This is a genomic window from Sphingobium sp. TCM1 (assembly GCF_001650725.1).
Classification (GTDB): Bacteria; Pseudomonadota; Alphaproteobacteria; order Sphingomonadales; family Sphingomonadaceae; genus Sphingobium.
This window is the reverse complement of the sequence record NZ_LXVX01000039.1, coordinates 288,096-311,267: the sequence shown is the minus strand read 5'-3', so window position 1 is coordinate 311,267 and position 23,172 is coordinate 288,096. Positions and strand designations below refer to the sequence as shown.

Genomic DNA, 23,172 nt, shown 5'->3' with positions numbered 1-23,172 from the left:
TATCGGAATTGAGAGCCCGCCCCGGATCTCCGGGGCGGGCTTTTCATCGTTCGTTCACATGCCAGTCACTTTTTGACATCCGCGCAATTCCTGCGATTCGACCCCCATGGCCAAAATCGCTCACGACTAAATATCTGAAAAATAAGTATTATTTTCCGATATTTGCTTTTCCGCGGATTCGCTGAGTCAACGGCTTTATTTCACTTTTTTGAACCGGGACGGCCTTGATCCGGCCAAGCGGGCCTGTCTATTTTGATCCTCCGGCCGCCACTCGAATCACATTCGGCGGCCGTCACAATGTCAGATGATGCAAGATGCTCGGGGAAGCGTGTGCTTTCCCGAACAACCATGTTTGCGCCATATGATGCGGGGTCTGGGGGGACGACTTGGCAATGAAGGACAGGGCAGCAGTGGTTGGTCGACGGGCATTGGAAACGCAGGATATGGCTGGCCTGGAGTCCGCCTGGACTGCCATCCGCGCCGGTTTGCGCCGCGATCTGGGTGCGCGCCTGTTCGACCAGTGGCTGAAGCCCGCCCGCTTGGGTGACTATTGCTCCGAATCGCAGACGCTCGACCTGTTCGTCGCGACCGACTTCAGCGCCAATTTCGTTTCGGGCCAGTTCGGCGATCGCCTGCGCATGGCATGGCGCAGCGCTGGCGTCGGCGTGCGGGAAGTACGCGTGCGGCGCGCACCCGACGCCACTGGCCCGCGCCTGCTGGAAGTCGTGCATCTCGAACCGGCCGCAACCGAGCCGGCCGAATCGCCGATCGCCTCCAATTTCCAGCCGCGCCATGGCTTTGCCGAATTCGTCGTGGGCGAAACCAACCGGCTCGCCTTTTCCGCGGCCCAGGCGATGGCGGGCGAAGCCCAGCCGCGCTTCACCCCGCTCTTCATCCATGGCGCCACCGGCCAGGGGAAGACGCATCTGCTCCACGCGATCGCGGCGGCCTTTTCCGCGCACTCGCCTTCGGAGCCGGTCCTTTACATGTCGGCCGAGCGTTTCATGGTCGAATTCGTGAGCGCGATGCGCGCCAACGAGACGATGGCGTTCAAGGCGCGGCTGCGCGCGGCGCGCTTGCTGCTGATCGACGATGTCCAGTTCATCGCGGGCAAGGGATCGACGCAGGAGGAGTTTCTGCACACGATCAACGACCTGATCGACACGGGCGCGCGGATCGTCGTGACCGCCGACCGGGCGCCGCAGATGCTCGAATCGATCGACGCGCGCATCCTGTCGCGCCTGGCGGGTGGTCTCGTCGCCGACATCCGTCCGGCCGATCTCGACCTGCGACTCGCCATCCTCGAATCGAAGCGCGCCGTCGCTGGCGATCCCCCGGTGCCCGATGCCGTGATCGACTTCCTCGCGCGCTCGATTCGCTCGAACGTGCGCGAGCTGGAGGGGGCCTTCAACAAGCTGGTCGCCTATGGCCAGCTGACCGGCCGCTCGATCGACCTCGACTTCGCGCAGGGGATGCTGGCCGACGCAGTGCGCGCCAACGCCCGCCGCGTTACCGTGGACGAGATTCAGAAGGCCTGCGCGGCCCATTTCAAGATCGATCCATCCGAGATGCGCTCCAAGCGCCGCGCCCGCGCGGTCGCCCGTCCGCGCCAGGTCGCCATGTATCTCGCCAAGAAGATGACGCCGCGATCGCTGCCCGAAATCGGCCGTATCTTCGGCGGGCGCGATCACAGCACGGTGATTCACGCGGTACGCACGATCGAGGCGCTGCGCGAGAGCAATCCCGACATGGACGCCGACGTCCGCGCGCTGCTGCGCCAGCTGGAGGGCTGACGGCCCTCTGGCGCTGGCCACATGATCGGCTAGGCTGGCGCGATGATTCGCCAGTTCGCCCTTTTCCTGCTCGCCGCCCTCAGCCTGTCCCCTGCGATTGCGCAGTCGGAGCCAGCTGCGCCCAATCCCGCCGACGTCCGGGTCGCGCTCGATACCGAGAGGGGGCGGATCGTCGTCGCCGTCCACATCGACAGGGCGCCGATCACCGCCGGCAATTTCCTGAAATATGTCGATCAGAAGCGGCTCGACGGCACTCAATTCTATCGCGGCGTCGGCGCGGCGGACTATGGCTTCGTTCAGGGCGGGGCGCAGAATGATCCGAAGCGGATTCTTCCGCCCATCCGGCATGAGCCGACGACGCAGACCGGCCTCACCCATGATGAGGGGGCGCTGTCGATGGCGCGCTACGCGCCGGGCAGCGCGACCGGGGATTTCTTCGTGGTGCTGGGCAAGATGCCGGCGATGGACGCGCAGCCGCAATCCGCCGGCGACAATCAGGGCTTCGCCGTCTTCGCCCATGTGGTCGATGGGCTGGACGTGGTGAAGGCGATCCTGGTCGCGCCCAAGTCCCCGACCAGGGAGGAAGGGGTAATGAAGGGGCAGATGCTGGAGACGCCGGTCAAGATCCTCACCGCGCGCCGACTGCCCTGAATATTATTCTCTGTACCCTCGGTCGATGATTCGCGCCGCCGCCATGTCGGCGGTCACATTACCCACGGTGCGGAAGATGTCGGGCACCGTTTCCACGGCCAGCAACAGCGGCAGCGCCTCGACCGGCACCCCCATGGCCAGGCAGATCGGGCCGGTGGTGGTGAAGAAGGTGATCTGGCTGGGCAGGCCCACCGCCGCCAGGCTGACGATCGCCGCTACCGCCACGCCCATGACGAGCTGCGTCGGCCCCAGCGCCACGCCGTTCATGGCGGCCACATAGAGGGCCACGCCCAGATTGGCGGGCGGGCTGGTGATGCGGAACAGCGAGATGGCGAGCGGCAGCACGATGCTGCGGCTGGTTTCGCGCACCGCGAGCGGCCCGTCGCTCGCCTGGATCATGGCGGGCAGGGAGGCGATCGAGCTTTGCGTCGAGAAGGCTATAGCCTGCGCGGGGAAAGCGGCGCGGGCGAAGCGGCCGGGCGCGATGCGGCCCATGATGACGACCAGCGGATAGACCAGCAGCGTCACGATGACGCAGATCAGCACGATGAAGCCGATATAGTGGAGCAGCGCACCTGCCGTGGCCAGGCCCGATCGCGCACCAGCCACCAGCGCCAGTGCGAAGACGCCGATCGGCGCGAGCCACAGCACCCAGTTTACCACCACCAACAGCGCATCGGCCAGAGCGTCGAACAGGCCGGTGAGCTGGCCGCGTCGTTCCTCTGCGATGCGCGTCACCGCAAAGCCGAAGACCAGCGCGAACAGGACGACGGCGACGACCTGCCCATCGGCGGCGGATTTCAGCGGATTGACCGGGATGAAGCCCAGCAGCCATTCGGCCGAGGGCCGCATGTCGGGCACGTCGGTAACGGGCCCGGCGCCTGCAAGCGCGCCGACCGCGCCGGCCGGAACGGACCAGAGGTGCAGCATCAGCGGTCCGACCAGCGCCGCAACGCCGGCCGACCCGACCAGCAGGATCGCGAACAGGCCGATCGCCCGGCCCGCCATGCCGCTGCTGCGGGCCGTGGTCGCCGCCTGGGCGATGCCCGTCACCAGCAAGGCGAAGATCAGGGGGATGAGCGGCATCTGGAGGCCGCCGAGCCAAGCCTTGCCCACCGGCTGGGCGATGGCCACTACATCCGCTTCCCAAGGTCCGCCCCATTCGGCGAGTGCGATGCCGCAGGCCAGCCCCGCGACGAGGGCGATCAGGATGCGGACGGTCAAGGACATGGACGGCTTTCCCCTTCTCTGGTCCGCATCGCTCAGGGCAAACGGACCGGTCCAGTCTAGGCCGCCATGTCCTTAGAACAACAGAAGATTATTCGCCGAAGCCACGCGGGGCAGGATCGACGACCGACAGGGCGCCCGCCCCCACTTCGCTGACTTCCAGCGCGCGTTCGGCAATGCCGCCCCGGGTGAAGCGGAAGGCGCCGTCAATGCCGGAAAAGCCGCCCGCGTCGCGCAGCCGGGCATTGGGGAAGGGGCTGCCCGGCTTCCAGTCCTGCGCGATCCGCACTGTCAGCAGTACGGCGTCATAGCCGAGCGAAGACAGGCGGAAGGGCGCGCTGCCGTAGCGGGCGCGATATTTGTTGGCGAGTTGGCCATAGAGCGTGTCCGACACGCTGGCGAACCAGGCGCCGCGCAGCACTGGGCTGGACGCCAGCGCGGTGTCCGTGTTCCACAGTTCCGTGCCCAACAGCCGGGCGCTCGCGCCGCCATTTTTCCGGACGATCGGCGCGACCTGCAACGCCACCCGGCCGCTGTCGGCGATCAGCAGCGCGTCATAGCTGGACGAAGCCTGCAACTTCTTGACCGCCGCCGTGATCGACGCGGGCGACCGGTCGAAGCTCTGCATCGACACCACCGTTCCGCCGGCCTGCTCGACCGCGCGCAGCAGCGCATTGCCGGCGCGTTCGCCATAGGTGCCGCGCGGCACCAGCGCGCCGAACCGGCTCAGTCCCTTGCCGCGCGCAAAGCCGACGACCCGCTCGATCGACTGGTTGGGATTATAGCCCATGATGTAGACGCCGCTGCCCGCGATGCTGGCGTCGTTGGAAAAGCTGATCACCGGCACATTGGCGCGCGCCGCGATCGGTCCGACCACACGCGCATCCTCCGCCAGCAACGGGCCCAGGATCAGGCGATTGCCCTCCGCCAGCGCCCGGTTCACGGCCGCCGCCGCACCCAGCGCGGTGTCATAGGTGGTGATCCGCACCTTGTCGGTCCGGGTATCGAGCAGCGCCAGCGTCGTGGCGTTGGCGATCGACTGGCCGACCCCGGCATTGGGGCCGCTCATCGGTACCAGCAACGCCACGCGATGGCGGGTCGTGTCGGTGGGCAGGCCCTGCGTCACGTCCGGCCCGGTCGGCTGGGCAGGGCCGCTGGGGGCCGCCGGCGCCGGCCCCTTGGGCACGATCGATTGACAGGCGGCGAGGAACAGGGCTGCCCCCATGAAGGCGATCCGCGCGCCCCGTTTCATTGCGGCGAACACATGGGTTTGCCGGGGGGCTTGCCGGGCGGCATCCGTCTCTGTCATCTGGCGTCCTTATGGAAACTCGAAATTCAGGGCTTGAGCCGGGGCTTTACATTGTTGCGGGGCCGATCGGCAACCTCGGAGACCTTACGCCGCGCGGCGCCGAAGTCCTGCGGCTGGCCGATGTGATCGCCGTGGAAGATACACGGGTGAGCGCACGGCTGCTGCGTCATGCCGGGTCGGATCGGCCGATGATTCCCTATCATGACCATAGCGCCGAAAATGTGCGCCAGCGGTTGGTGGAGCGGATGGCGGGCGAATCGGTCGCGCTGCTGTCGGACGCGGGCACGCCGCTCATCTCCGATCCGGGCTACAAGCTGGTGCGCGATGCGCGCGCCGCCGGGCGCAAGATCACGACCCTGCCTGGTCCCAGCGCGGCGATCGCGGCGCTGACGCTGTCCGGCCTGCCGACCGACCGCTTCCTCTTCATGGGTTTCCTGCCGGCCAAGGCGAAGGCGCGGGGCGATACGTTGAACGAGGTGGCGGCATTGCGGGCGACGCTGGTCTTCTACGAAAGCGGCCCGCGCCTGTCGGAGAGCCTGTCCGCCATGGCTGCGCATCTGGGCGACCGGGACGCGGCGGTCAGCCGGGAGATCAGCAAGGCGTTCGAGGAAACGGCGACCGGCACCCTCACGGACCTGTCCGCCCGCTACGCTGACGCGCCGCCCAAGGGAGAGATCGTTGTCATCGTCGGCCCGCCCGGCGAGGCTCCGCCGCCCAGCGCCGAGGATGCGGACGCCGCGCTGCTGGAGGCGATGGCGCGTCTGCCCGTGTCGAAGGCGGCGGGCGAGGTGGCGAAGAAATTCGGCCTCGACCGTCGGACCCTCTATGACCGGGCGATGGAATTGAAGGGGTGAGCCGCCAACAGGCGGAAAGGCGCGGGCGGCAGGCCGAACGCATCGCCGGCTGGTGGTTGCGCCTGAAAGGCTGGCAGATTGTCGGCCGGCGGATGCGGACGCCGGCGGGAGAGGTCGATCTGGTCGCGCGTCGGGGATCGATGCTGGCCTTCGTCGAGGTGAAGGCGCGCGGATCGGCGGCGGAACTCGATCAGGCGATCGACGAACGGCGGCTGGCGCGGGTCGCGGCGGCGGCGGACATCCTCTGGCACCAGCTGGCAAAACCCGGTGACGACATGCGAATCGACGTCATCCTCCTTGCGCCGGGCCGCCCGCCACGCCATCTGGCCAATGTCTGGCATGGGGGGTGATCGTCTACCCCGTCAACCATCCCGAAATGTCGTCGTTAGTGGAAGGTTTTCTGAATGACCGAACTCAACCCCCTGACCGTCGCCGTGCAGATGGACCCGATGGAGGGTATCAGGATCGCGGGCGATTCGACCTTTCACATCATGCTGGCGGGGCAGGCGCGCGGGCATCGGCTCTATCATTATCTGGCGCCTGACCTGACCTTGTCCGACGGACGCGTACTGGCCAGGGCGCGGCCGGTGAAGGTGCAGAAGGTGGATGGCGACCATTTCGCCTTCGGCCCGGAGGAGGTGATCGACCTCGGCCGTGACGTCGATGTCGTGCTGATGCGGCAGGACCCGCCATTCGACCTCAGCTATATCACCGCCACCCATCTGCTCGAACGGGTGCAGGAAGAGACGCTGGTGGTGAACGATCCGGCCAGCGTCCGCAACGCGCCCGAAAAGCTGTTCGTGCTCGACTATGCGCGTTTCATGCCGCCGACGATGATCACGCGCGACCTGGCGCAGGTAAGGCGCTTCCTCGCCGAGCATGGCGAGATCGTGGTGAAGCCGCTCTACGGCAATGCCGGCAATGCGGTGTTCCATGTCGGCCAGTCGGGGGCGAACCTGTCCGCGCTGGTGGAACTGTTCAATGCTTCCTGGGTCGAACCCTTCATGGTCCAGGCCTTCATCCCCGGCGTCGCGGAGGGCGACAAGCGCATCGTCCTGATCGACGGAGACGTCGCGGGCGCGGTTAACCGCATTCCCGGCAAGGGCGAGATACGGTCGAACCTGGCCGTCGGCGGATCGGCCGCCAAGACGGAACTGACCGAGAAGGAACGCGAAATCTGCGCCGCGCTTGGTCCGGAACTCAAGGCGCGCGGGCTGCTCTTCGTGGGGATCGACGTGATCGGCGGGCAATGGCTGACCGAAATCAACGTGACTTCGCCCACCGGGATCGTGTCGATCGACGGTTTTGACGGCACCGATACCGGCGGCATGATCTGGGACGCGATCGACGCCCGGCTGGCGCTGCGCGCGGCGGACTAGTCAACGACCTGTATTGAACGGAGGAGGAGGACGCGCGTTATCACCACCGTTCGTGTCCCTGAGAACCGAGTGAGCATATATTCATGACCGACTGGGTTCTCCGCCTGATCGATGCGGGCGGTTATTGGGGCATCTTCGTCCTGATGATCCTCGAAAATGTCTTTCCGCCCATCCCGTCCGAACTCATCATGGGGATCGGGGGCATCCGCGTCGGGCAGGGGCGGATGGAGATGGCCTGGCTGCTCTTCGCCGGGACGCTGGGCACCACGGTCGGCAATTATTTCTGGTATCTGGTCGGCCATATATTGGGGTTTGCGCGCCTGAAGCCCCTGGTCGACCGCTATGGCCGCTGGGCGACACTGGAATGGCATGATGTCGAGGCGCTCGACCGGCTGTTCGGCAAATATGGGCAGATCGTCGTGTTCGTCTTCCGCTTCATGCCCGCGCTGCGCACCATGATTTCGCTGCCAGCGGGCCTCTTCCGCATGGGCCATGTCCGCTTCCAAGCCCGTACAGATGTAAAAGGGAGGATTTTACACATCCTCAACACGCACGGGCGGTTTTTAGCGTTCACAACAGCCGGAGCGCTCATCTGGAATACGCTGCTGGCCTATGGAGGCTATTTCCTCGGCAAGCGCATAAGCGAGATCGACAAGTATCTTGGGCCGGTCACAACCGTCTGCATCGCACTGTGCGTCATCGGCTATGTCTACCGGCTCATAACGTGGAAGCCGAAGGGGCAGGCACAAGAATGATAATCTGACATTGGGTGGGTAGCAGAGTGTCGTTTTCTGACTGAGCGCGTCTGGGCGATGGGATCTCCACGGAACAACCAGACAGACGATCTAATCCGCCGGTGCCTGAAGGATTTGATCGATCATCACAGATAACAGGCTTACTTGTCGCACTTAGAATCATCAAAAGTGGAAAGATATTCTTCGAGAGTTTGTTTCATTCCCACCGAAGTTCGACGCGCGTTCACGTGGTTCTTGTCTTCCAGGTTGTAAGCTTCCCAATGTCCTGCATTGCATTTCACTTGGGTGCCATAAAGTTGCGGCTTCTTATCAAATTCGAGTGACACGCGATCATACATCAAGGCATAAAGCTGGCCTTCCGCTTCACCAGATGGCCAGAGCTCGCCCAATTTTTTTAAAACTTGGCGCATCAGAGTGACGTTATTTGTAGCGTGCTGAACGATGAGGAACGCCGAACGCGCGGCTTCTTTTCCGTATATGCTTATCTTGAACCAGCCGTCTTCGGGTATAAGTTTCACCAGCTCATCCTGATACTTTATGTCATGTCTCGATATCTCGCTAAAAATCGCCATCCTCCAAGCCTGACGTTCACTCTCCGGGACAGAGCTGAAGTCCAAATGCTGAAACGCCATTCGGCCTGTTTGATCTAAGATACCGAGTCGGATCAGCTTTTCGGAAATATTTTGCGCTGGCGGCTTTCTCGCTTGCTCCGCTTCGGCCACCTCATAGGCTTTTTTGATGTGGTTTTGGAAATCGTTTAGCGTCGGCGAAGGGTTTATGGTCGCTAATGCCGCCTGCATCGAGAATTGGAACGCCCACATAGATTCGTCTCCATATGATCACTGCATGCGGCCCATCTACGGCCAAAAACTGAGCCATCTGCTTAGCTCATGAATGTCATGAGCTGTATGTTAAATCATTATTGCATGGCATCAGTAATTTGGCAGCATTCGCTCCCTTGCACATATTTTCGCACCTGCGTCTTGTGGCGCTTGGATGAACAAGGCATCCTTCTGCCATGGCAGAGCAGAGCAAACGTGAGAGGATAATCCTCTTTGGTGTCATTCCGGTGCTCTCAGCTATCATCGGTTCTATTGCGACTGTCATCTTCACGCGCGCTGCCGGTAGCGGCAAGGTTGACGATGCGGTTGTCGAAATATTGCGGAACCAATCCTACAGCGCGGCTGACAAAGCAAAATTACTTACGCTGGCCAACGCGGACTCTGATCATTTCTGGAGTCTCTTGTCGTCGATGATGACGTTCGTCACTGTCGCCGGAATGATTCTAGCTTGGGCTCTTGCAGATTGGATAAGGAAGCGGTGACCCCGTTGTTAACGCTGAAGCGCTAGCAACGAACTTGAAAATCCCTAGCTACGGGATCTAGTCTCGAAGCCGCCTGATCAATCGCTTCCAAGCATCCTCGCTGCTCATCCAGTCTGGCCGGTCTGGTCTGCGAGGCGTCGGAGCAAATCGGCTAGGACGTCCCCGACAGCGCGAGCAGCGCAAATGCGCTCCGACTGTTTCCATATCGGTGTTCCAGCAGTGGACGAGATACCAGCGGTTGAGCTTGTCTGCATCTACAACTCCTGAGTGTCCGCAATCACAGATGATGAAGAGATTTGCCTGTCGCCGCGCATAGTCGCCTAGATTGCGAAGCGTGATGTTTGCACCCACATCAAAGTGGGAACGTCATCTGACGAGCATCCGGCATCGAGGGTTGCCGGTCCCAAGCCGCTAAAATGCTCTGCGCCAGTTCTAGCGCCGCATTCTCACGCAGGCGTTCGTTTGGTGCGGTCAGGGCCACTCGTGCCCAACCGGGGGCTTGAAGAAGGCTCTGCGCGAGCCAGAGGGAATCGGGCTGGTTCATGCGGGGCAGCATAGAGAACGAAACGAGAACAAGGCAAGCGATCTTGCGACGAACCGCTGAACAGATATGCCCTCTCAGATGCAGTCGTACTTGTCCAAGCCCGACAGTCCGACCGCTTTGTCCTCATAGACTCGCAAGCCGGTAACGCGACACACGCCTCGCCACGTGTAGCTGTCGCCGCCGTCGATGCCATCGATATTCACCTGCTGACGGCACACGCCTTGGTCATCCAACGCTATCTTGCCGTAAGACACACCGCCGTTTTGGACGATCCTGCCGAGCGGACCACCTTCTGCCACCCACGCAGACATCGGGGTAACGCCGTAGCTTTTGTCGATCATCGTGGTCATGGCGCAAAGCTTAGCGACCATGGCCGGGTTGGAGCCGCCGGAGCCGTCCTTATACGCATGATAATTGCCGGGCTGGAGGTCAGCCGTTTGAACAGTCGGTGTATCGGTAGCTGTTTCGCTGGACGCAGCCTGCTCCATAGTGTCTGAGATTTTCAGATTGTCCATTCGTACCCAACAGCCTTTGCCCTGCACCTGTCCCCATCCGCTGTCCTCAGCAGAAATATGCACAGTGCTGCCTTTGGTAATGACTTCCTGCACATCGCCTTGGACGCTCGCCTGTGAACGGCAGTTTATGTCTGAATAGGAGGCCTGCGCGGTTTGAACAGCCGCGTTGGCACCACCAGCAAGATACCATGTTGCGAGAAAGCCACCGCCGCCGAGTAGGACAATGGCGAGAAGTGCGACGACGGCCTTAGGAAATATGCTTGTCGGTTCGACACCCTCGGATGGTTCATAAGCGGTTTCGACTGGTGGAGGCGGCGCAACCTCTTCGATCAGATCATCAGTGTACGGTTGCGCGGGGGATGGCATGGGGGTGGGAACAACACCTTTATCCCCAAGCAACCGGCTCTTGGCTGCTTCAAATTCGCTGTCGCTGAGATGCCCTTGCTCTTTGAGCAACTTCAAGCGCTCAAGCCCCTCGATCCAGTCCGTCATAAAGCCCCTGAATTTTGCGATGGCAGCATATTCAGCGAGATAGGTGACTAATCCGTTGACGAAGCGACAAAAAAGTCCGTCAGCCGAAGCTGACGGACTTCCGAATCCACTCCCTGTAGGGACAACAGTATTTAGTCCTTTGGCTGCGGCGGTCGCATGGCCAGGGGCATACGCAGAAAAGCTTCGATTGATGCGATCAGCGCCGCGTTGTCAGGTTTGCTGGCCGGCGCAGCTTCATCGGCAGTTGGCTTGAATTTGATCCTCTTCATGCTCGCCCTCCCTTATCGTGCCGCGAATGCGAACAGGCCGTCATCGGTCACGATCATCTCAGGAGCAGCCTTCTGCTCCTCACGCGCATAAACCAGATGGCCTTCGTTGAACTCTATGTAGAGCCTCGCGTCCAGCAACGGCTCATTAGGGTTCCTGAATACGATGCGGGGATTGATGATGTAGGGAGCGAACAAGAATGTCGCACTCACACACCCGTCTGTGGTCGCGTCAATACCTATCTCATCCCATAGGAGGCTGGCCGCGCGAGTATAATGGCGAGGGTCGTTGATCGCTTGAGCAAGTGGAAAGGCTACGACAATGCGTGCCTCTGCCTTTGCTGTGAAATCTGATTGTGTGTCGATCTGGTAAGTTGGGTAAGCTAGTCTGGCTATGGCTTGTTCTAGCTGCTGGCGCTTGCTGTATGGATATTCAAGCATGATGGCTGAACAACTCAGTACATCATCTTTTGTGTGGTTGCGCCTGTATTCGGTGAAGGTCATGTAGCGAGGGCTGTTCGTGTCTCGCATGTTCTCAATGTAGCAGCGAATGATGTCATCCATCGCTGGATTGCCGCCTTGTCCGTAAACTGTAGCTTGGTGTGTTGCTTTGACTAGAGCGTCTTTAGTTCGCTTGACGAACAGGCTCATCAATAGAGTAGGGTCGATCATTGTCTAACTCCGACATGTTGTTGCTTCCAGAGTTATTTATGCGATCGACGCTGAGAGTAGCGTTTGAAAATAATGACGCAGCAGATGTTTGGCTGTATAGTAAATACATTACAAGCGGTTGCTTCCACCAGCGCTTGTGGGAATGACGGATGCTCGGTTGCCTTACTCCGCAATCGGGCATCTACCATGAGCTAAGTAGTATTATTCTGTGGCCGATGAGCGACTACAGGATGATCAACCGGCTGCTCAAAAGTTGTGTTGAATAAAAAAGAACCCCGGAAAGCGATTATGCCTTCCGGGGTTTGTTTTACGTGGTTGCAATTAGGCGATCCAGAACCTCTATGAGCGCTCTCCGGTAGGGAGAAGGCTCGTCTGGAAAGTAGACGTAGGACACATGGTCAAGAGTTTTCGGTATGTCGTCATACGTCTTGACCGGGAAACGTGGCGGTTCGAGGTAACGCCGGTCATCGTCCGTCATTTTCTTTTCAAACGTCCGCTCCAGGCCACTGAATTGAGCCTGGGCCATGGTCTTAGCCCAGTCTACACGCTCACGAAGGCCAAGCTCTTTCTGCTCTAGTTCGTCAATATCACCCTGTAGCGCCATGTAAGCTTTTAACGCTGAAGGTGGATTTTCAAACTGTCCTCTGAGTTCCGCCAACCGGGCGACTACACCATCTAGGGCTTGCTGCCACTTATTTGCCTTTCGGGTGTAGGAGTGAAACTCTCGCATATTACACATGACGTCGCCGCCATATTGTTTTAATGCGAGAGATTGAGGTGGGGCTTCCAGTCCCTCAGCATCAATCCGATCAATAAACTCATGTTCATAGATCGACGTGAGCCGTGCTACCTCAATCAAATCCTCAACTTCCAAGAGGTCTTTTATCTGCTCTTTTTCGTTTAGCCGCAGGCGGCGACGATCAAGCAGCCGATCCCGCAACTCGCGGAGTGATCGAACATATAAGCTCATCGTTGGTCCCTCTGTCGAAAAATGGGGTCAGAGCGTGAACCCTGACCCCATTTCGTTATTCGGCAGAAGCCGCCTCAGTTTCAGACATTGAACCAGCAGTCATGCCCTTTTCAAGTTGAGCAATATACAGGTCTTTGCCTTTCTCCTTAGCTACCTTGTCGATATGCCTTTGGATCGCATCAGCCGACGCCGGGTAGTGTCCCATAATTTCGATATTGCCATCCATCGATATACGGCCCCAGAGAGCCACGACCTTTTCGCCGTACTTCTCATCAACACCGCAATCAGAACGGGTCACCGTCACTAGAGAAGGCTGAGACAACACAACGGCCCGATACTTACGGAGATTTGTGATCTCCTTGTCCGTGCTGCTATGCTTAGTCGTGTCAGCCTCTAGCACCTTATCCATGGATTGAGCTTCAAGCTGCTTAATCAGGCTCCGAGGCGTCAAGTTGCCATCGTGCGCATATCGCATCACTTTAGCATACTTTTCAGCACTACGGTTGTCTTTGAACCAGTACATGGTGCCGTTGACACGCCGGGTGGCATGTTTAGCCCACTTAGCCGAATTCTCGTCTTCCTTCTTAACCGCCTTCCATTCGCCCCACAGCATAGTATTCAACGGCGCAAACTTATTGTAGCCGGGCTTCACCGGCACCAAACCATGTACGTCGAGGAGTTCACCTAGTTGGACATCAGAGAGTTTCATCAACTCCTGAATAACTTCCCAAGCCATACCAAGCCGGTCGTAGAGTGTCTTGCGACTTGCCGTTTCTAGAGCCTTCAGTTTGGTGCTACGTTCTGTAGCCTCATCCTTCCTGCCCTTCTGAAACGTCTCCACAACCTGCATACCATGCAGAACGTCAGTGATCTTCGAGGTGCCAGTCGCGATGGCATTGGCGCTAACTTCGCCCATTTCATTTCTCCTGCGGCAGATTAACTGCGCCGCACCAGCGGCCATCAAATAGCGATGGTCGGCGACCTGCTGAGTTTCGAGGCTCACATACGACCTGTGCGGAGAAGCACAGGTTCAGGCCAAATGACGCAGAAACACTGAAACGCATTTCATTGTCGAGTTGCGACTGGTACACTGTCAAATATTTCGATTTCAAAGAGCCAACAGCAGGTTTCCCTGCCGTTGATTTGCAGATACCACAATATGACTGTAAGTCAAGTACGGAGCATCAGGACTGAAACGATTTATAGTTAACTATTGTTCATAGCTGTTGAGACTTGCTTAAAGGGTGCTCCACTACTTGCGCGCATAACGCTAGGCGCCCTGTAGCGCTCTATCAGGTGCCTCGCGATCTACGGGGCGCTGCGCTGCTCCACGAGTAGTGGAGGGCTTCGCAGGGCGTCCTAGGGCGTCTGCGCGCCCGGTTTTCCTCGGCGCAGCCATAACCCCTCCAACTCTTCCTGAGCGAAGCGAAGGCACAAGCGGAGCGCTGGCTGTCCGCAGGACTTCTGGCGGCGTCGCAGACGATAGCTCTGGCGAAGCACTCAGGACGAGTTCTGAGAAGTGATGCGCCAGGCAGTGAGCGACGGCTTTGGTGGCTACGCGACTGAGCGGAGACGCCAAAGGCGGCGGGAACGCCTAGGCGTAGGATTTGTGGTAATGATCTTAGCTGGGAGCCAGTGGGCTGGGTGTATTACTCTTAAGAGTAATATATCTAGTCTATTGGTTCGCAACTTAGTTCGTTGCCGCAAAGCCTTGATACTTTATATATACCTAGTCTATTGGTGGCTTGTTGAGCCAGAAAACCGCTCAGGCTCTAATGATATATTGATGCCTCATTCGCCTTGCCTGTATAAATAACATAGAAGAAACGCAGACTGAGAAACTGCCGTTCTTCGGCAGCAGGTCTGACGTTTCATCCTTTGCGAAAAAGTCTTTGTCCGCTGCGTGTATCTCAGTCCGCGCAGCGGACTTTTTCGTTCAAGGAGAACAGAAGATGGAAAACATCTCACCCAAACTACTCGCATATCTCAAGTCTTGGTATGAGACTACGACAAAGAGCAAGACTGCCGCAGGCGTCGTCGTAAACCTCACATTCGACCAATTTGTAAGCCTGCTCGAAAAGCGTCAAATAGTCAGCCTACAGAAGGCAATCGACGCGAACAGCATTCGCTACCTTCAGGACGAGAACAACCCATACGCCTATGTCGCGACTTGGAAGAGCTACGCGGCTTGTTCCTCAGGTGTCTACGACATCAACACGGCCTGTATCTGTTCCAGAATGAAGAGCGGACAAATCAATCTTCCAGCAGCAGGTGACAAGCTTCGTCCTTCTCACTGTGCCAACATCAGCAAGTCGCTCAAGGGCGTAGAGAAAACCGAAGAGCACTGCCAAGCAATCAGTCAGGCCAAGAAAGGCAAGTCGATCTCCGGATGGAGCGACGAACGTAGAGCTGCTCGATCTGCACTTCGTCAGGCTCAGGAAGCGGCCAAGAGGGCTGCGCTATGACACAGCAGGAACTAGATGCGTTTCTAGCGAAGGGTGGCAAGATCACCAAAGTCCCGAGCGCAGTTAGGGAGCCGAGCAAACCTAGGCGTCCGCATTCAAGCAAATGGACGAAGGCAAACGCGTTCAAGTCGGGAGGGTGGTTGTCATGAGAAAAGCCCCGCTACGGCGGGGCTTTTGTTATTCCGAACGCTTACCAGCTTTCCGATCTTCAACATGCGCCCGCCAGCGATACACAACGAAAGCAAAGCTTACTGTGGTTAGGCCGAGCGAGAAGATCGGGGCAATCAACTGCGCTTGCGCTGATATGTAGACGAGCGCCGAATATGCGGCGACCCCTACGTCCTTGAAAAAGCCCTGATAGAACGCGCCATGGATGTCTGGAATTGGACCGCGCATTACTGAGCCTGCCAGACGCTCACAGCGTCCATAAGAGGGTTCAGCTTTTCCATGTAGGCGGCTGCTGAAACGGAAACGATAGCCACTACTGGACCAATCTTTTTCCAGTTAGCAGCGACGAAAAGAGCAACGCGGCTGATGTTGCTTAGGACTTTCTTTGTGGCTTTTTTCATGTGGATGCGACCTCCGGTGTGTGTCGCATATTTAGAGATAATGCCGGTTACTCATGGTTATACCGGAAGCCTTTCAGCCTCCGGCTAACTCTTATTCAGCTTCTGAATCGTCCCACTTGGCAATAATTGCTTCGAGGCGATTCTTCTCGTTTTCGAGATTGATCTTCACACCCTGAAACACAGTCCCCTGCATCGCGAGGAGTGTGTTAGTGGAATTATCAAGCGCAGCAGCTTCGCGATTAGCTTTTGTGGTCTGCTCCAACTCAGTGACAGCGGTGATTAGCGCGACAGTCTGAGCTAGGCTTTCTTCGACTACCTCGCGTTGGGTGAGATTTGGGTTATCGTAGTTGTTCATGGTGTCTCCACAATTTCATCAGGTTCAAGGGCTTCTTGTTCAGCGGGTGAAACCGCAGCAAGAATTGCGTCAGCGCCTTCGTGAACCTCAAGTGAGATGGGACCAGCCGCGCTGTTTAGGGTTGTGCGAACTAGCGTCATGTCATCATCACGCTCGATCACGTGAGCAATCAGGTATGGCGAAAGAGAGAACTTCTTTCCGTCTTTGCCTGTTAGCTGCAAGCGATCCGAAGGCAGCTTGCGAGTTACTGCCTCATACTGATCTTGCAAGATGGCGCTGGTCACTACGTTGTCGAGCATCAGCCATACGCCACAAGCGGCAGTCTTAGTTTTCTCTTCTTTTGTGAAACTCTCGACAATCTGGATCGCACCCGGCTGCACCAGAGCGCCTTTACCATTGTCGAGAGTAAGCTTAATCATATTCAAGTTCATTGTGTTTCCTCCTCCCCATATTTAGCTGGGGGGGGAAGATCGACTTAGAGTATCGTCCACTTAGTTTTTAGATTGAACGAGCAGCCGGTGTAGTCGGCACTTCTGAATTGATGATAATTGTCGCCATCATCAACGATGCCAGTGTCGGAGGCTCCTTGGATCGCGTGAGCAGTAACGACCACATTACCAGCGCCACCATCGGAACCACCGGGGCTATCAATGACGAATGTGCGGGTCGTGCTGTAGGTTCGCATGTTTACGGCATTAATCTGCTGCCACTCATTTGCGCTGATAACAGTCATCCAGAATTCGCTTCCGTTCTTGCTCAGCGCTAGGCGAATACCGCCATCGGCTGTGTCAACGCGGGAGTATGGCTTGTTATTGTGACTGCCGATGTAGTTGCCTACTGTGGTTTGGAAGCCGCCGTTGAACTCGAGCAGATATTCGCCATTGGCCAAAGTGTAGCCGAGGTCTTGGGCGTAGATTAGAAGCGTTTGCCCACGCGCTGCTGAACCTGCACCAGAGTTGTAGATGCGCTTCACAAAGCGATCCAGCCTAAGGGCTTCTGGGTTGACGGTTCCACCAATGAGAACATCGCCTGTAACGCGAAGGTCGCCAGTGATGTCCACGCCACCGCCCCCGTTTGCATCGGCCACCACGCGCAATTGCGCTCGCCCGTTGCCCGCAACAGCATCGACCTGCCACCAAGCAGCCACGCGGCCATTGATATTGTTGATTGCGGCCTGCTGAGTGCTGACGCTGCTGTTGAGCGTGCTTACGGTGGAGTTCAACGCTGCATACTGGCCATTGAGCGTGGACAGCGCTTCAAAGCTCTGCCTGACTGTCGCTTCTGCCGAGTAAGGTGTAGCGACTTGGCCACGCTCTAGCTTGACTTGGCGAACGTGCATACTCTGAGAAGTGCCGTTTGCCTTATACCAGACCACGCGACACGACACGCGGTTAGCATTGCTCGGTGCTAGACCAGTGACCTTAGTTAGGCGACGAGTGTAGCCATCGGAACTGAAGTTGAAACCAATAGAGCGTGCTGCGCCACCAACTTGCGTGACATAGGTGTCATTGTTCCAGAATACCAACTCAACATAGGCATGGCCGTTGGCGGAACCAAAATAACCAATGTCTGCGGACGCAGTATAGTAGTCAACTTCGATGTTGACCTTGTTGCTCTCGATATAGGTGTATGAACCATCAGGCACATTGCTGCCATTGCTCGCGTAAGTGCCCCAAGTGTCAGTGCCGCCATAAGCGTTGAAGCCTGCTCCAACCGGCGTCCAATAGTTGAGGTTGCCGAGTTCAAAGCCACCATTCCTGAGCAAGTTGGGATTGCCCGCTGAAATCTGTGTCTTCAGCGTGGCAGTGTCGCCCTGTAGAGTGGACGTTGTGCTTTGCAGGCTGCTGATCGACGCGCCCTGTGTGGAAACGGTCGAGGACAGCGAGGAATACTGGCCGTTCAGCGAATTGATGACCGTTTGCTGGCTGTTGATCGACGCCGATGTGCGGCCTGGGAAATATGCTGTCGGGCCTTGGGTTTCTGCGAACACCTCCGAGACCTGAGGACGGCAGAACCATCCCCAGCTATCACCAGAGCCGTTCCAGCCACCCTCTTGCGACGTGCCTAGCTTGATGAAAAGGAAGCAAGCGCGAGCAGCATTCGAAGGCGCTTGGACCTTGCGCCATAGCCTCTGCCAGTTTGCGAGGTTGTTGCCGCCATTGGACTGGTAGAAGCCGGGGAAGCTGTCAGAGCGGTCGCTCCAATCTGAGCTAATCCCGTTGCCGCTGGCGTCGTACCAGTCGATGCGAAGCTGCGTGTAGCAGCGATGGGAGGCTGTATGGGCGGAGAATTCATACCAGCGACCAGCGATGACCGGGAACTGCTCGCTATACCATTGTGAAACTCGCCCGTTGTTCGAGTCTTGCTGATTGATTGCGAGGTTGTGTTCATTCGTCGGACGCCAGCTTTCGCCTGCACCGTCACGTGAAACAACGAAATTGCCATTATTGCCGTCCCACGAGTGAAATGCCCAACCCTCGTTGCCAATCGCGAACTCGGAATTGTTGAGCACATTACCGCCAACAGTGACGCGCTGTTGGAGCGTGGCAATCGTGCCGCTCTGAGTGGACTGCACCTGTTGTAGCGACGAGATCGAAGAGCCTTGTGCCGAAACCGTAGAGGACAGGCTAGAAACTGTGCCGTTCAACGATGATGTCGTGGATTGCAGAGTGCTAATGCTGCCGCTGTGGCTCGACACGGTTGAGGACAGCGAAGCGTGGCTGCTGTTCAGGTCCGAATAAGCGGTGAACATCTGCGAAGCTGTTGCTTCAGCGCTGTATGGAGTGGCGATAGAGCCAAATTCGAATTTGGCCTGACGCCACGAGATCAACGTGACCGTGACATTTGCTGGGCAGTAGGTGATGAGGCGCAAGCGAGCGCTGGCCGCGCCCGATGGTGCAGTTGCCGTTACCTTGAACCTAGCCGTGCCATTTGTGCTAAACGACTGGTTCTGGGTCGGACCACTCTGATTGCTTTCAGTGATGTATTGACCAGCAGAGTTTTCCCACGAAATGCTCAGATAGTTGTAAGCAGCGCCGTTGCTGCGAAGTTCAGCTTCTGCGGAAAACGTGTAGACGTTGTTCTCAGCAACACCGACAGGGATAGAACTCAGGTAGCAGTAGCCATTCGTGAACGCGGTTGTGTTGGCCGCGTAGTTGCCCCAAGTCCAGATGTTGCGCCACCAGCCAGTCTGGGCCAGTCCGACTTTATCCCACCCGCGAAGATCGTTCTCGAAGCCGCCATTCTGTAGCAAGTTAGGGTTGCTGGATGCGGTAATAGTTGTGTTGAGGCTCGCGACACTGCCTTGCAGACCTGTGATCGCCTGCGAGTTTGAACTGATAGTTGCGCCTTGAGTGCCAACTGTGCTTTGGAGGGAACTAATCTGCCCGGCTTGTGTTGAAGAACTCTGCTGCAGAGTTGAAACGCTGCCGTTGAGGCTCGACACATTCGATTGCAGCGAACTGATCGAGCCATTTGCGTTTGTCAATGTCTGAGAGAGCGACGACACGCTACCTTCTGTTGAAGAAACGCGGCTTTCTAGCGAAGAGAAACTGCTGCTAAGTGTGGACAGCGTTTGAGACTGCTGCGACACAACTGCGCCTGCTCCACCAACAGTGTAGGCAGCAGGAGAGTTTGCGCTTTCAAACACCTCCTTCATTTGCGGACGGCAAACTACAACATAGGAGTTGTTACCGGAGGTCGTTGAGCCCTTCTCAATGACCATTCGAGCGGTTGCCGCACCCGCTGGTGGCTTCATCTTGAGGTAAGGGCGACTGTATCCGTTTAGCTGGCGGCCATCGTAGGATATGCTGCTAAATCCACTGCCGTAGTGGTTCGCGATGTTAGTGCCGTTCCGATCATAGAACTGGACTAAGATATTGCCTGAGCAGCGGTGTGGGCCAACATATGCGTTCCACTCATACCACTTGTTAGTATCGACGGGGATCGCAGCTTCGATGTAGAAGCTCGCATAGTAGCTTGTGTTCGCATCTTCTTGAGCGAGAACAAAGACGTTCTCGTTCGGCGGACGCCAATCATCACCTAGTAGGTTACGACCCTGATTGAACAGGCCATTACCATTGTGATAGTAAACCCATCCGATGCATCCGACCGCAAAGTCGGTGTTTGGAAGCAGGTTGCCTGCTCCGGCTGACACTTGCGTCTTTAGTGTGGCAGTGTCGCCCTGAGCCGTTGACACCGCCGATTGCAGGCCGGTGATGCTGGAACCCTGAGACGCAACAGTCTGCGACAAGGAAGAGACTGTGCCGCTGAGATTGGAAGTCGTGGACTGCAAGGAGGAAATGCTGCCGCCCTGCGAAGACACAGTGGACGAAAGCGAAGCATGGCTGCTGTTGAGGTCGTTATAGGCTTTCCACTGCTGGACGACGCTTGCCGCGCTGTTGAAGGCGGTTGCAGTTGGGCCGTTCTCGAACTTGACTTGGCGAACGCCAAAGCTGCCGATGGTCCCGTTGCCGCGATAGACCGTGATGCGAACTCGTGCGTATGTAGTGCCACCCGGCGGTGTAGCTGTGAACGTCAGCGCACGGCGGCGTGAGTTGTCAGATGTGAAGTCACCCGACCCAAGCTGTGGGCCATATGAGGTGGTGATGTAGTTGTCGTTACCGTCATACCACAGCATTTCGCCGTAAGTTCGAGCCGCTGGATCACTGACCGAAAGAAGCGAGACTTCGAAGGACAGCGTATGTGCAAAGCTGCCCCAAACCGGAACCCTGTCGCTGTCGATGGTAAGATGCTGAGCGCCACCAAGATCGCCGAGTGACGAGTTATACATGATCTGGCCCCAAGAGCCGGACACATGCGGGGACCAGCCGTTCGGGCGACTAAAGGTCCAGTTAGCGATGCCATTTTCAAAGCCGCCATTGAGGATTAGATTGACGCCTGCGCCTGCATCAACGCGGGTTGTCAGAGTTGAGAGATTGCCCTGTGCGGTCGATACGGCGCTCTGCAGCGACGAGATGCTGCCACCTTGACTTGATACCGTGGACGAGAGCGACGACACGGTGCCGTTGATGTTGGTGACGCTCTGCTGAAGGCTGGTGATCGAACCGCCTTGGCTGCTCACAGTCGATGACAGGGTTGCGAGATTGCCCTGCGTCGTGCTGATCGCGGAGGCGTTCTGGGTTACATTGCTCTCAGTTGTGCCCACGCGAGTAGTGAGCGAAGCCAAGCTACCATCCAGAGTGCGGAGAGCCTGTGCCTGTGTCTCGATGGCTGCGCCCGAATTACCAGCAGTGTAGGCCGATGGGTAAGTTGCGTCGGCGGTGGTCTGCGCGAATAGAGGGCGCGAGAACCAAGCGAAGCTGTCAGTGGTGCCCTGATCGGTCGCGAGCTTGCGTAGATACAGGATTGCGCGAACCGCGTTGACCGGAGCCTGTCCCTTTACGCCTGCATGAAACCAGCCAGCGAGGGTGACGCCTCCACCGGGATAGGTATTGATTTGCTGGGTAGGCGTGGGCGGATTGATCCAGCCGCCATTGCTGTCGAGCCACTGTAGAATGATCTCCGCTTTGCAGCGGTGAGCAGCGACTAGGGCAGAGAACTCATACCAGTTGCCGCCAGTAACAACGACGCTCTGACTGAACTCTGCATATGCGCCATTGTTGACAGTGTTGGTCTGCTTGATGCTGATGTTGTGTTCGTCGCGCAGACGCCATGGATCACCGCCTTGATCGCGGCCGCCTTCTGCGCCGGGAAGGCCAGTGTTGTTGAAGAGCCAGCCGGAAGTGTCGGTTGTGAAATCCGTGTTTCGCAGCAAATTGCCGCCGACGCGGACCAGCGTTCTAAGGGTAGCTAGGTCGCCGTTGACGTTGCTGATTGCCGTGGCGTTGGACGAAATGAGGCTGGTGTGATTGCCAACGGTCGAGGCGATTGTGTCGATTTCGCCTTCTGCGTTGGTGATCCTGCCCACTGCATTGGACAGGTCGGTCGCGACATTGCTGACGCTGGTGACGATGCCATTGGCCTGCGTCTGCAACGACGAGACTTGCCCAGTGATGGTCGTGACGCTGTTTGAAATGCCGGTGATGCTTGACTGCGCGCCGCTCAGGCCGCTTTGCAGCGCGCCCACCGATTGCTGAATTCCACTAGTCGTGGAGAGCAGGCCGGTGACGTTTGCTGCGACACCCGCGACGCTCTCGCCGAGCTGGTCAATTTCGCCGTTTAGATCGGAGAGGTCTTCCTGAAAGCCGCTTTCGATTGCAGCAATTTGGGCCTGCGCGGCATCAACATCGGCCTTAATCTGCTCAGAGCGGATTAGGACGCCGTTGAGATCGGTGATCGCGTCAATGACTTCGTCGGACGTTTTATCGCCGACCGGCGTTCCTGGAGGTGCGCCCTCAGTCGCATTGTCATCCGGCTTAGTGCCGAATGGATCATCGACGTTTTCCCACGCAACGCGAGCGCGGCGAAGCATCTGATAGATCGTGACCCTATCGCTGCATATTTCCGCGCCGTTGGACACAACAGCTTCGATGACGATGGCCGAAGCGCCAGCCCTGCGGCAAAGCTTGTCAAAAAGAGGGGCTTGGATCTCAATCGAGTTTTCGTTGGCCGTGCCGCTGATACTGCCATCGGCCAGCAAGCTCGCGGCAGTGCCTTCAGCAAGCACGCTGTCATCGACGCGCTTGATCCTCCATTGAGGCGCAGCGGTCAGATTATGCTGAGTAAGGCTTAGGGTCGTTGTCTGCGCGACAACCTGATTGTTCGCGTCGTAGCTGAAGAAGTAGTGGGAAGTCGCAAGTTCAACATACTTGCTGCTTCCATCAACTGCGCGAGCCTTCGAGATTGTGAAGGTCTTGTAGAGTTCGTAGCCATTATAATAGGCACGAAACACTGCATTCGCGTTGTCATTTTGAACAGCGGAAACATGATACTCGCCGGTCTGGTCATCAATAGTGACCGTGCATCCTTCTTGATGCGCGACACTGTATGATGCACCATATCCAACTGTTACATCGGTAGCGTTGTCATAGAGTTTGAACTGACCAGAGAAATTGCTGAGGGAAGTCATTT

General features: G+C 57.9%; 22 protein-coding genes. 8 read left to right on the top strand and 14 right to left on the bottom strand.

Annotated features, from left to right (window positions below; all coding sequences use genetic code 11):
- The first annotated feature begins 392 nt into the window (after positions 1-392).
- Complete coding sequence (gene dnaA / locus A7Q26_RS22090; RefSeq protein WP_066864598.1) at positions 393-1,793, top strand: chromosomal replication initiator protein DnaA; 1,401 nt, start codon at positions 393-395, stop codon at positions 1,791-1,793.
- Between the two features lie 42 nt (positions 1,794-1,835).
- Entirely contained in the window at positions 1,836-2,444 is a 609-nt protein-coding gene (locus tag A7Q26_RS22085) for a peptidylprolyl isomerase (RefSeq protein ID WP_066864594.1), read from the top strand.
- A gap of 3 nt (positions 2,445-2,447) precedes the next feature.
- Here A7Q26_RS22085 and A7Q26_RS22080 read toward each other — a convergent pair whose 3' ends face one another.
- Positions 2,448-3,674: a dicarboxylate/amino acid:cation symporter gene (locus tag A7Q26_RS22080; RefSeq protein WP_066864588.1), complete on the bottom strand. Its 1,227-nt coding sequence runs from the start codon at positions 3,672-3,674 to the stop codon at positions 2,448-2,450.
- A gap of 88 nt (positions 3,675-3,762) precedes the next feature.
- Complete coding sequence (locus tag A7Q26_RS22075; RefSeq protein ID WP_157102668.1) at positions 3,763-4,923, bottom strand: penicillin-binding protein activator; 1,161 nt, start codon at positions 4,921-4,923, stop codon at positions 3,763-3,765.
- A 68-nt stretch (positions 4,924-4,991) separates the two neighbouring features.
- On the opposite strand from A7Q26_RS22075, the gene rsmI reads away from it, so the two are divergent.
- The 4 genes from rsmI to A7Q26_RS22055 all read left to right on the top strand — a co-directional run bounded on the left by rsmI (position 4,992) and on the right by A7Q26_RS22055 (position 7,968).
- On the top strand, positions 4,992-5,834 hold the full coding sequence (gene rsmI / locus A7Q26_RS22070; protein ID WP_066864585.1) for a 16S rRNA (cytidine(1402)-2'-O)-methyltransferase: 843 nt from the start codon (positions 4,992-4,994) through the stop codon (positions 5,832-5,834).
- Entirely contained in the window at positions 5,831-6,184 is a 354-nt protein-coding gene (locus A7Q26_RS22065) for a YraN family protein (protein WP_066864583.1), read from the top strand. The genes rsmI and A7Q26_RS22065 overlap by 4 nt, the downstream gene beginning before the upstream one ends.
- Before the next feature lie 54 nt (positions 6,185-6,238).
- Positions 6,239-7,213 (top strand): glutathione synthase, encoded by a 975-nt coding sequence (gene gshB, locus A7Q26_RS22060; protein ID WP_066864581.1) that lies wholly within the window; start codon positions 6,239-6,241, stop codon positions 7,211-7,213.
- Positions 7,214-7,296: 83 nt separating this feature from the next.
- Complete coding sequence (locus A7Q26_RS22055) at positions 7,297-7,968, top strand: DedA family protein (protein ID WP_066864577.1); 672 nt, start codon at positions 7,297-7,299, stop codon at positions 7,966-7,968.
- 140 nt (positions 7,969-8,108) lie between these two features.
- On the opposite strand, the gene A7Q26_RS22050 is transcribed toward A7Q26_RS22055, so the two are convergent.
- The gene (locus tag A7Q26_RS22050) at positions 8,109-8,789 is read right to left on the bottom strand and encodes a DUF6624 domain-containing protein (RefSeq protein ID WP_066864574.1); all 681 of its coding nucleotides are present in this window, start codon (positions 8,787-8,789) and stop codon (positions 8,109-8,111) included.
- A gap of 197 nt (positions 8,790-8,986) precedes the next feature.
- Here A7Q26_RS22050 and A7Q26_RS22045 point away from each other — a divergent pair, with 197 nt between their 5' ends.
- Complete coding sequence (locus A7Q26_RS22045; protein WP_066864572.1) at positions 8,987-9,292, top strand: hypothetical protein; 306 nt, start codon at positions 8,987-8,989, stop codon at positions 9,290-9,292.
- Between the two features lie 352 nt (positions 9,293-9,644).
- Here A7Q26_RS22045 and A7Q26_RS26275 read toward each other — a convergent pair whose 3' ends face one another.
- From A7Q26_RS26275 to A7Q26_RS22025, 6 genes are all read right to left on the bottom strand, one after another.
- Positions 9,645-9,836: a DUF6771 family protein gene (locus tag A7Q26_RS26275; protein ID WP_084439279.1), complete on the bottom strand. Its 192-nt coding sequence runs from the start codon at positions 9,834-9,836 to the stop codon at positions 9,645-9,647.
- Positions 9,837-9,910: 74 nt separating this feature from the next.
- Complete coding sequence (locus tag A7Q26_RS22040) at positions 9,911-10,843, bottom strand: SHOCT domain-containing protein (protein WP_066864570.1); 933 nt, start codon at positions 10,841-10,843, stop codon at positions 9,911-9,913.
- A gap of 131 nt (positions 10,844-10,974) precedes the next feature.
- On the bottom strand, positions 10,975-11,112 hold the full coding sequence (locus tag A7Q26_RS25440; RefSeq protein ID WP_157102661.1) for a hypothetical protein: 138 nt from the start codon (positions 11,110-11,112) through the stop codon (positions 10,975-10,977).
- 12 nt (positions 11,113-11,124) lie between these two features.
- Positions 11,125-11,781 (bottom strand): hypothetical protein, encoded by a 657-nt coding sequence (locus tag A7Q26_RS22035; protein ID WP_157102660.1) that lies wholly within the window; start codon positions 11,779-11,781, stop codon positions 11,125-11,127.
- 307 nt (positions 11,782-12,088) lie between these two features.
- Complete coding sequence (locus A7Q26_RS22030; RefSeq protein WP_066864564.1) at positions 12,089-12,751, bottom strand: hypothetical protein; 663 nt, start codon at positions 12,749-12,751, stop codon at positions 12,089-12,091.
- A 55-nt stretch (positions 12,752-12,806) separates the two neighbouring features.
- The gene (locus A7Q26_RS22025) at positions 12,807-13,754 is read right to left on the bottom strand and encodes a hypothetical protein (protein ID WP_157102659.1); all 948 of its coding nucleotides are present in this window, start codon (positions 13,752-13,754) and stop codon (positions 12,807-12,809) included.
- A gap of 949 nt (positions 13,755-14,703) precedes the next feature.
- Here A7Q26_RS22025 and A7Q26_RS22020 point away from each other — a divergent pair.
- A complete protein-coding gene (locus A7Q26_RS22020) occupies positions 14,704-15,216 on the top strand; it encodes a hypothetical protein (protein ID WP_066864558.1) in 513 nt (170 codons plus the stop codon).
- Positions 15,217-15,393: 177 nt separating this feature from the next.
- Here A7Q26_RS22020 and A7Q26_RS25435 read toward each other — a convergent pair whose 3' ends face one another.
- From A7Q26_RS25435 to A7Q26_RS22005, 5 genes are all read right to left on the bottom strand, one after another.
- Positions 15,394-15,612, bottom strand: a complete 219-nt coding sequence (locus A7Q26_RS25435; protein ID WP_157102658.1) for a hypothetical protein — start codon at positions 15,610-15,612, stop codon at positions 15,394-15,396.
- A complete protein-coding gene (locus A7Q26_RS25430) occupies positions 15,612-15,785 on the bottom strand; it encodes a hypothetical protein (RefSeq protein WP_157102657.1) in 174 nt (57 codons plus the stop codon). Before A7Q26_RS25430 ends, A7Q26_RS25435 begins: the two co-directional genes overlap by 1 nt.
- Positions 15,786-15,876: 91 nt before the next feature.
- The gene (locus tag A7Q26_RS22015) at positions 15,877-16,140 is read right to left on the bottom strand and encodes a hypothetical protein (protein ID WP_066864554.1); all 264 of its coding nucleotides are present in this window, start codon (positions 16,138-16,140) and stop codon (positions 15,877-15,879) included.
- Entirely contained in the window at positions 16,137-16,571 is a 435-nt protein-coding gene (locus A7Q26_RS22010) for a hypothetical protein (RefSeq protein WP_066864551.1), read from the bottom strand. Before A7Q26_RS22010 ends, A7Q26_RS22015 begins: the two co-directional genes overlap by 4 nt.
- A 44-nt stretch (positions 16,572-16,615) precedes the next feature.
- Positions 16,616-23,170, bottom strand: coding sequence for a hypothetical protein (locus tag A7Q26_RS22005; RefSeq protein WP_157102656.1), 6,555 nt, complete (start codon positions 23,168-23,170; stop codon positions 16,616-16,618).
- Between the last annotated feature and the right edge of the window lie 2 nt (positions 23,171-23,172).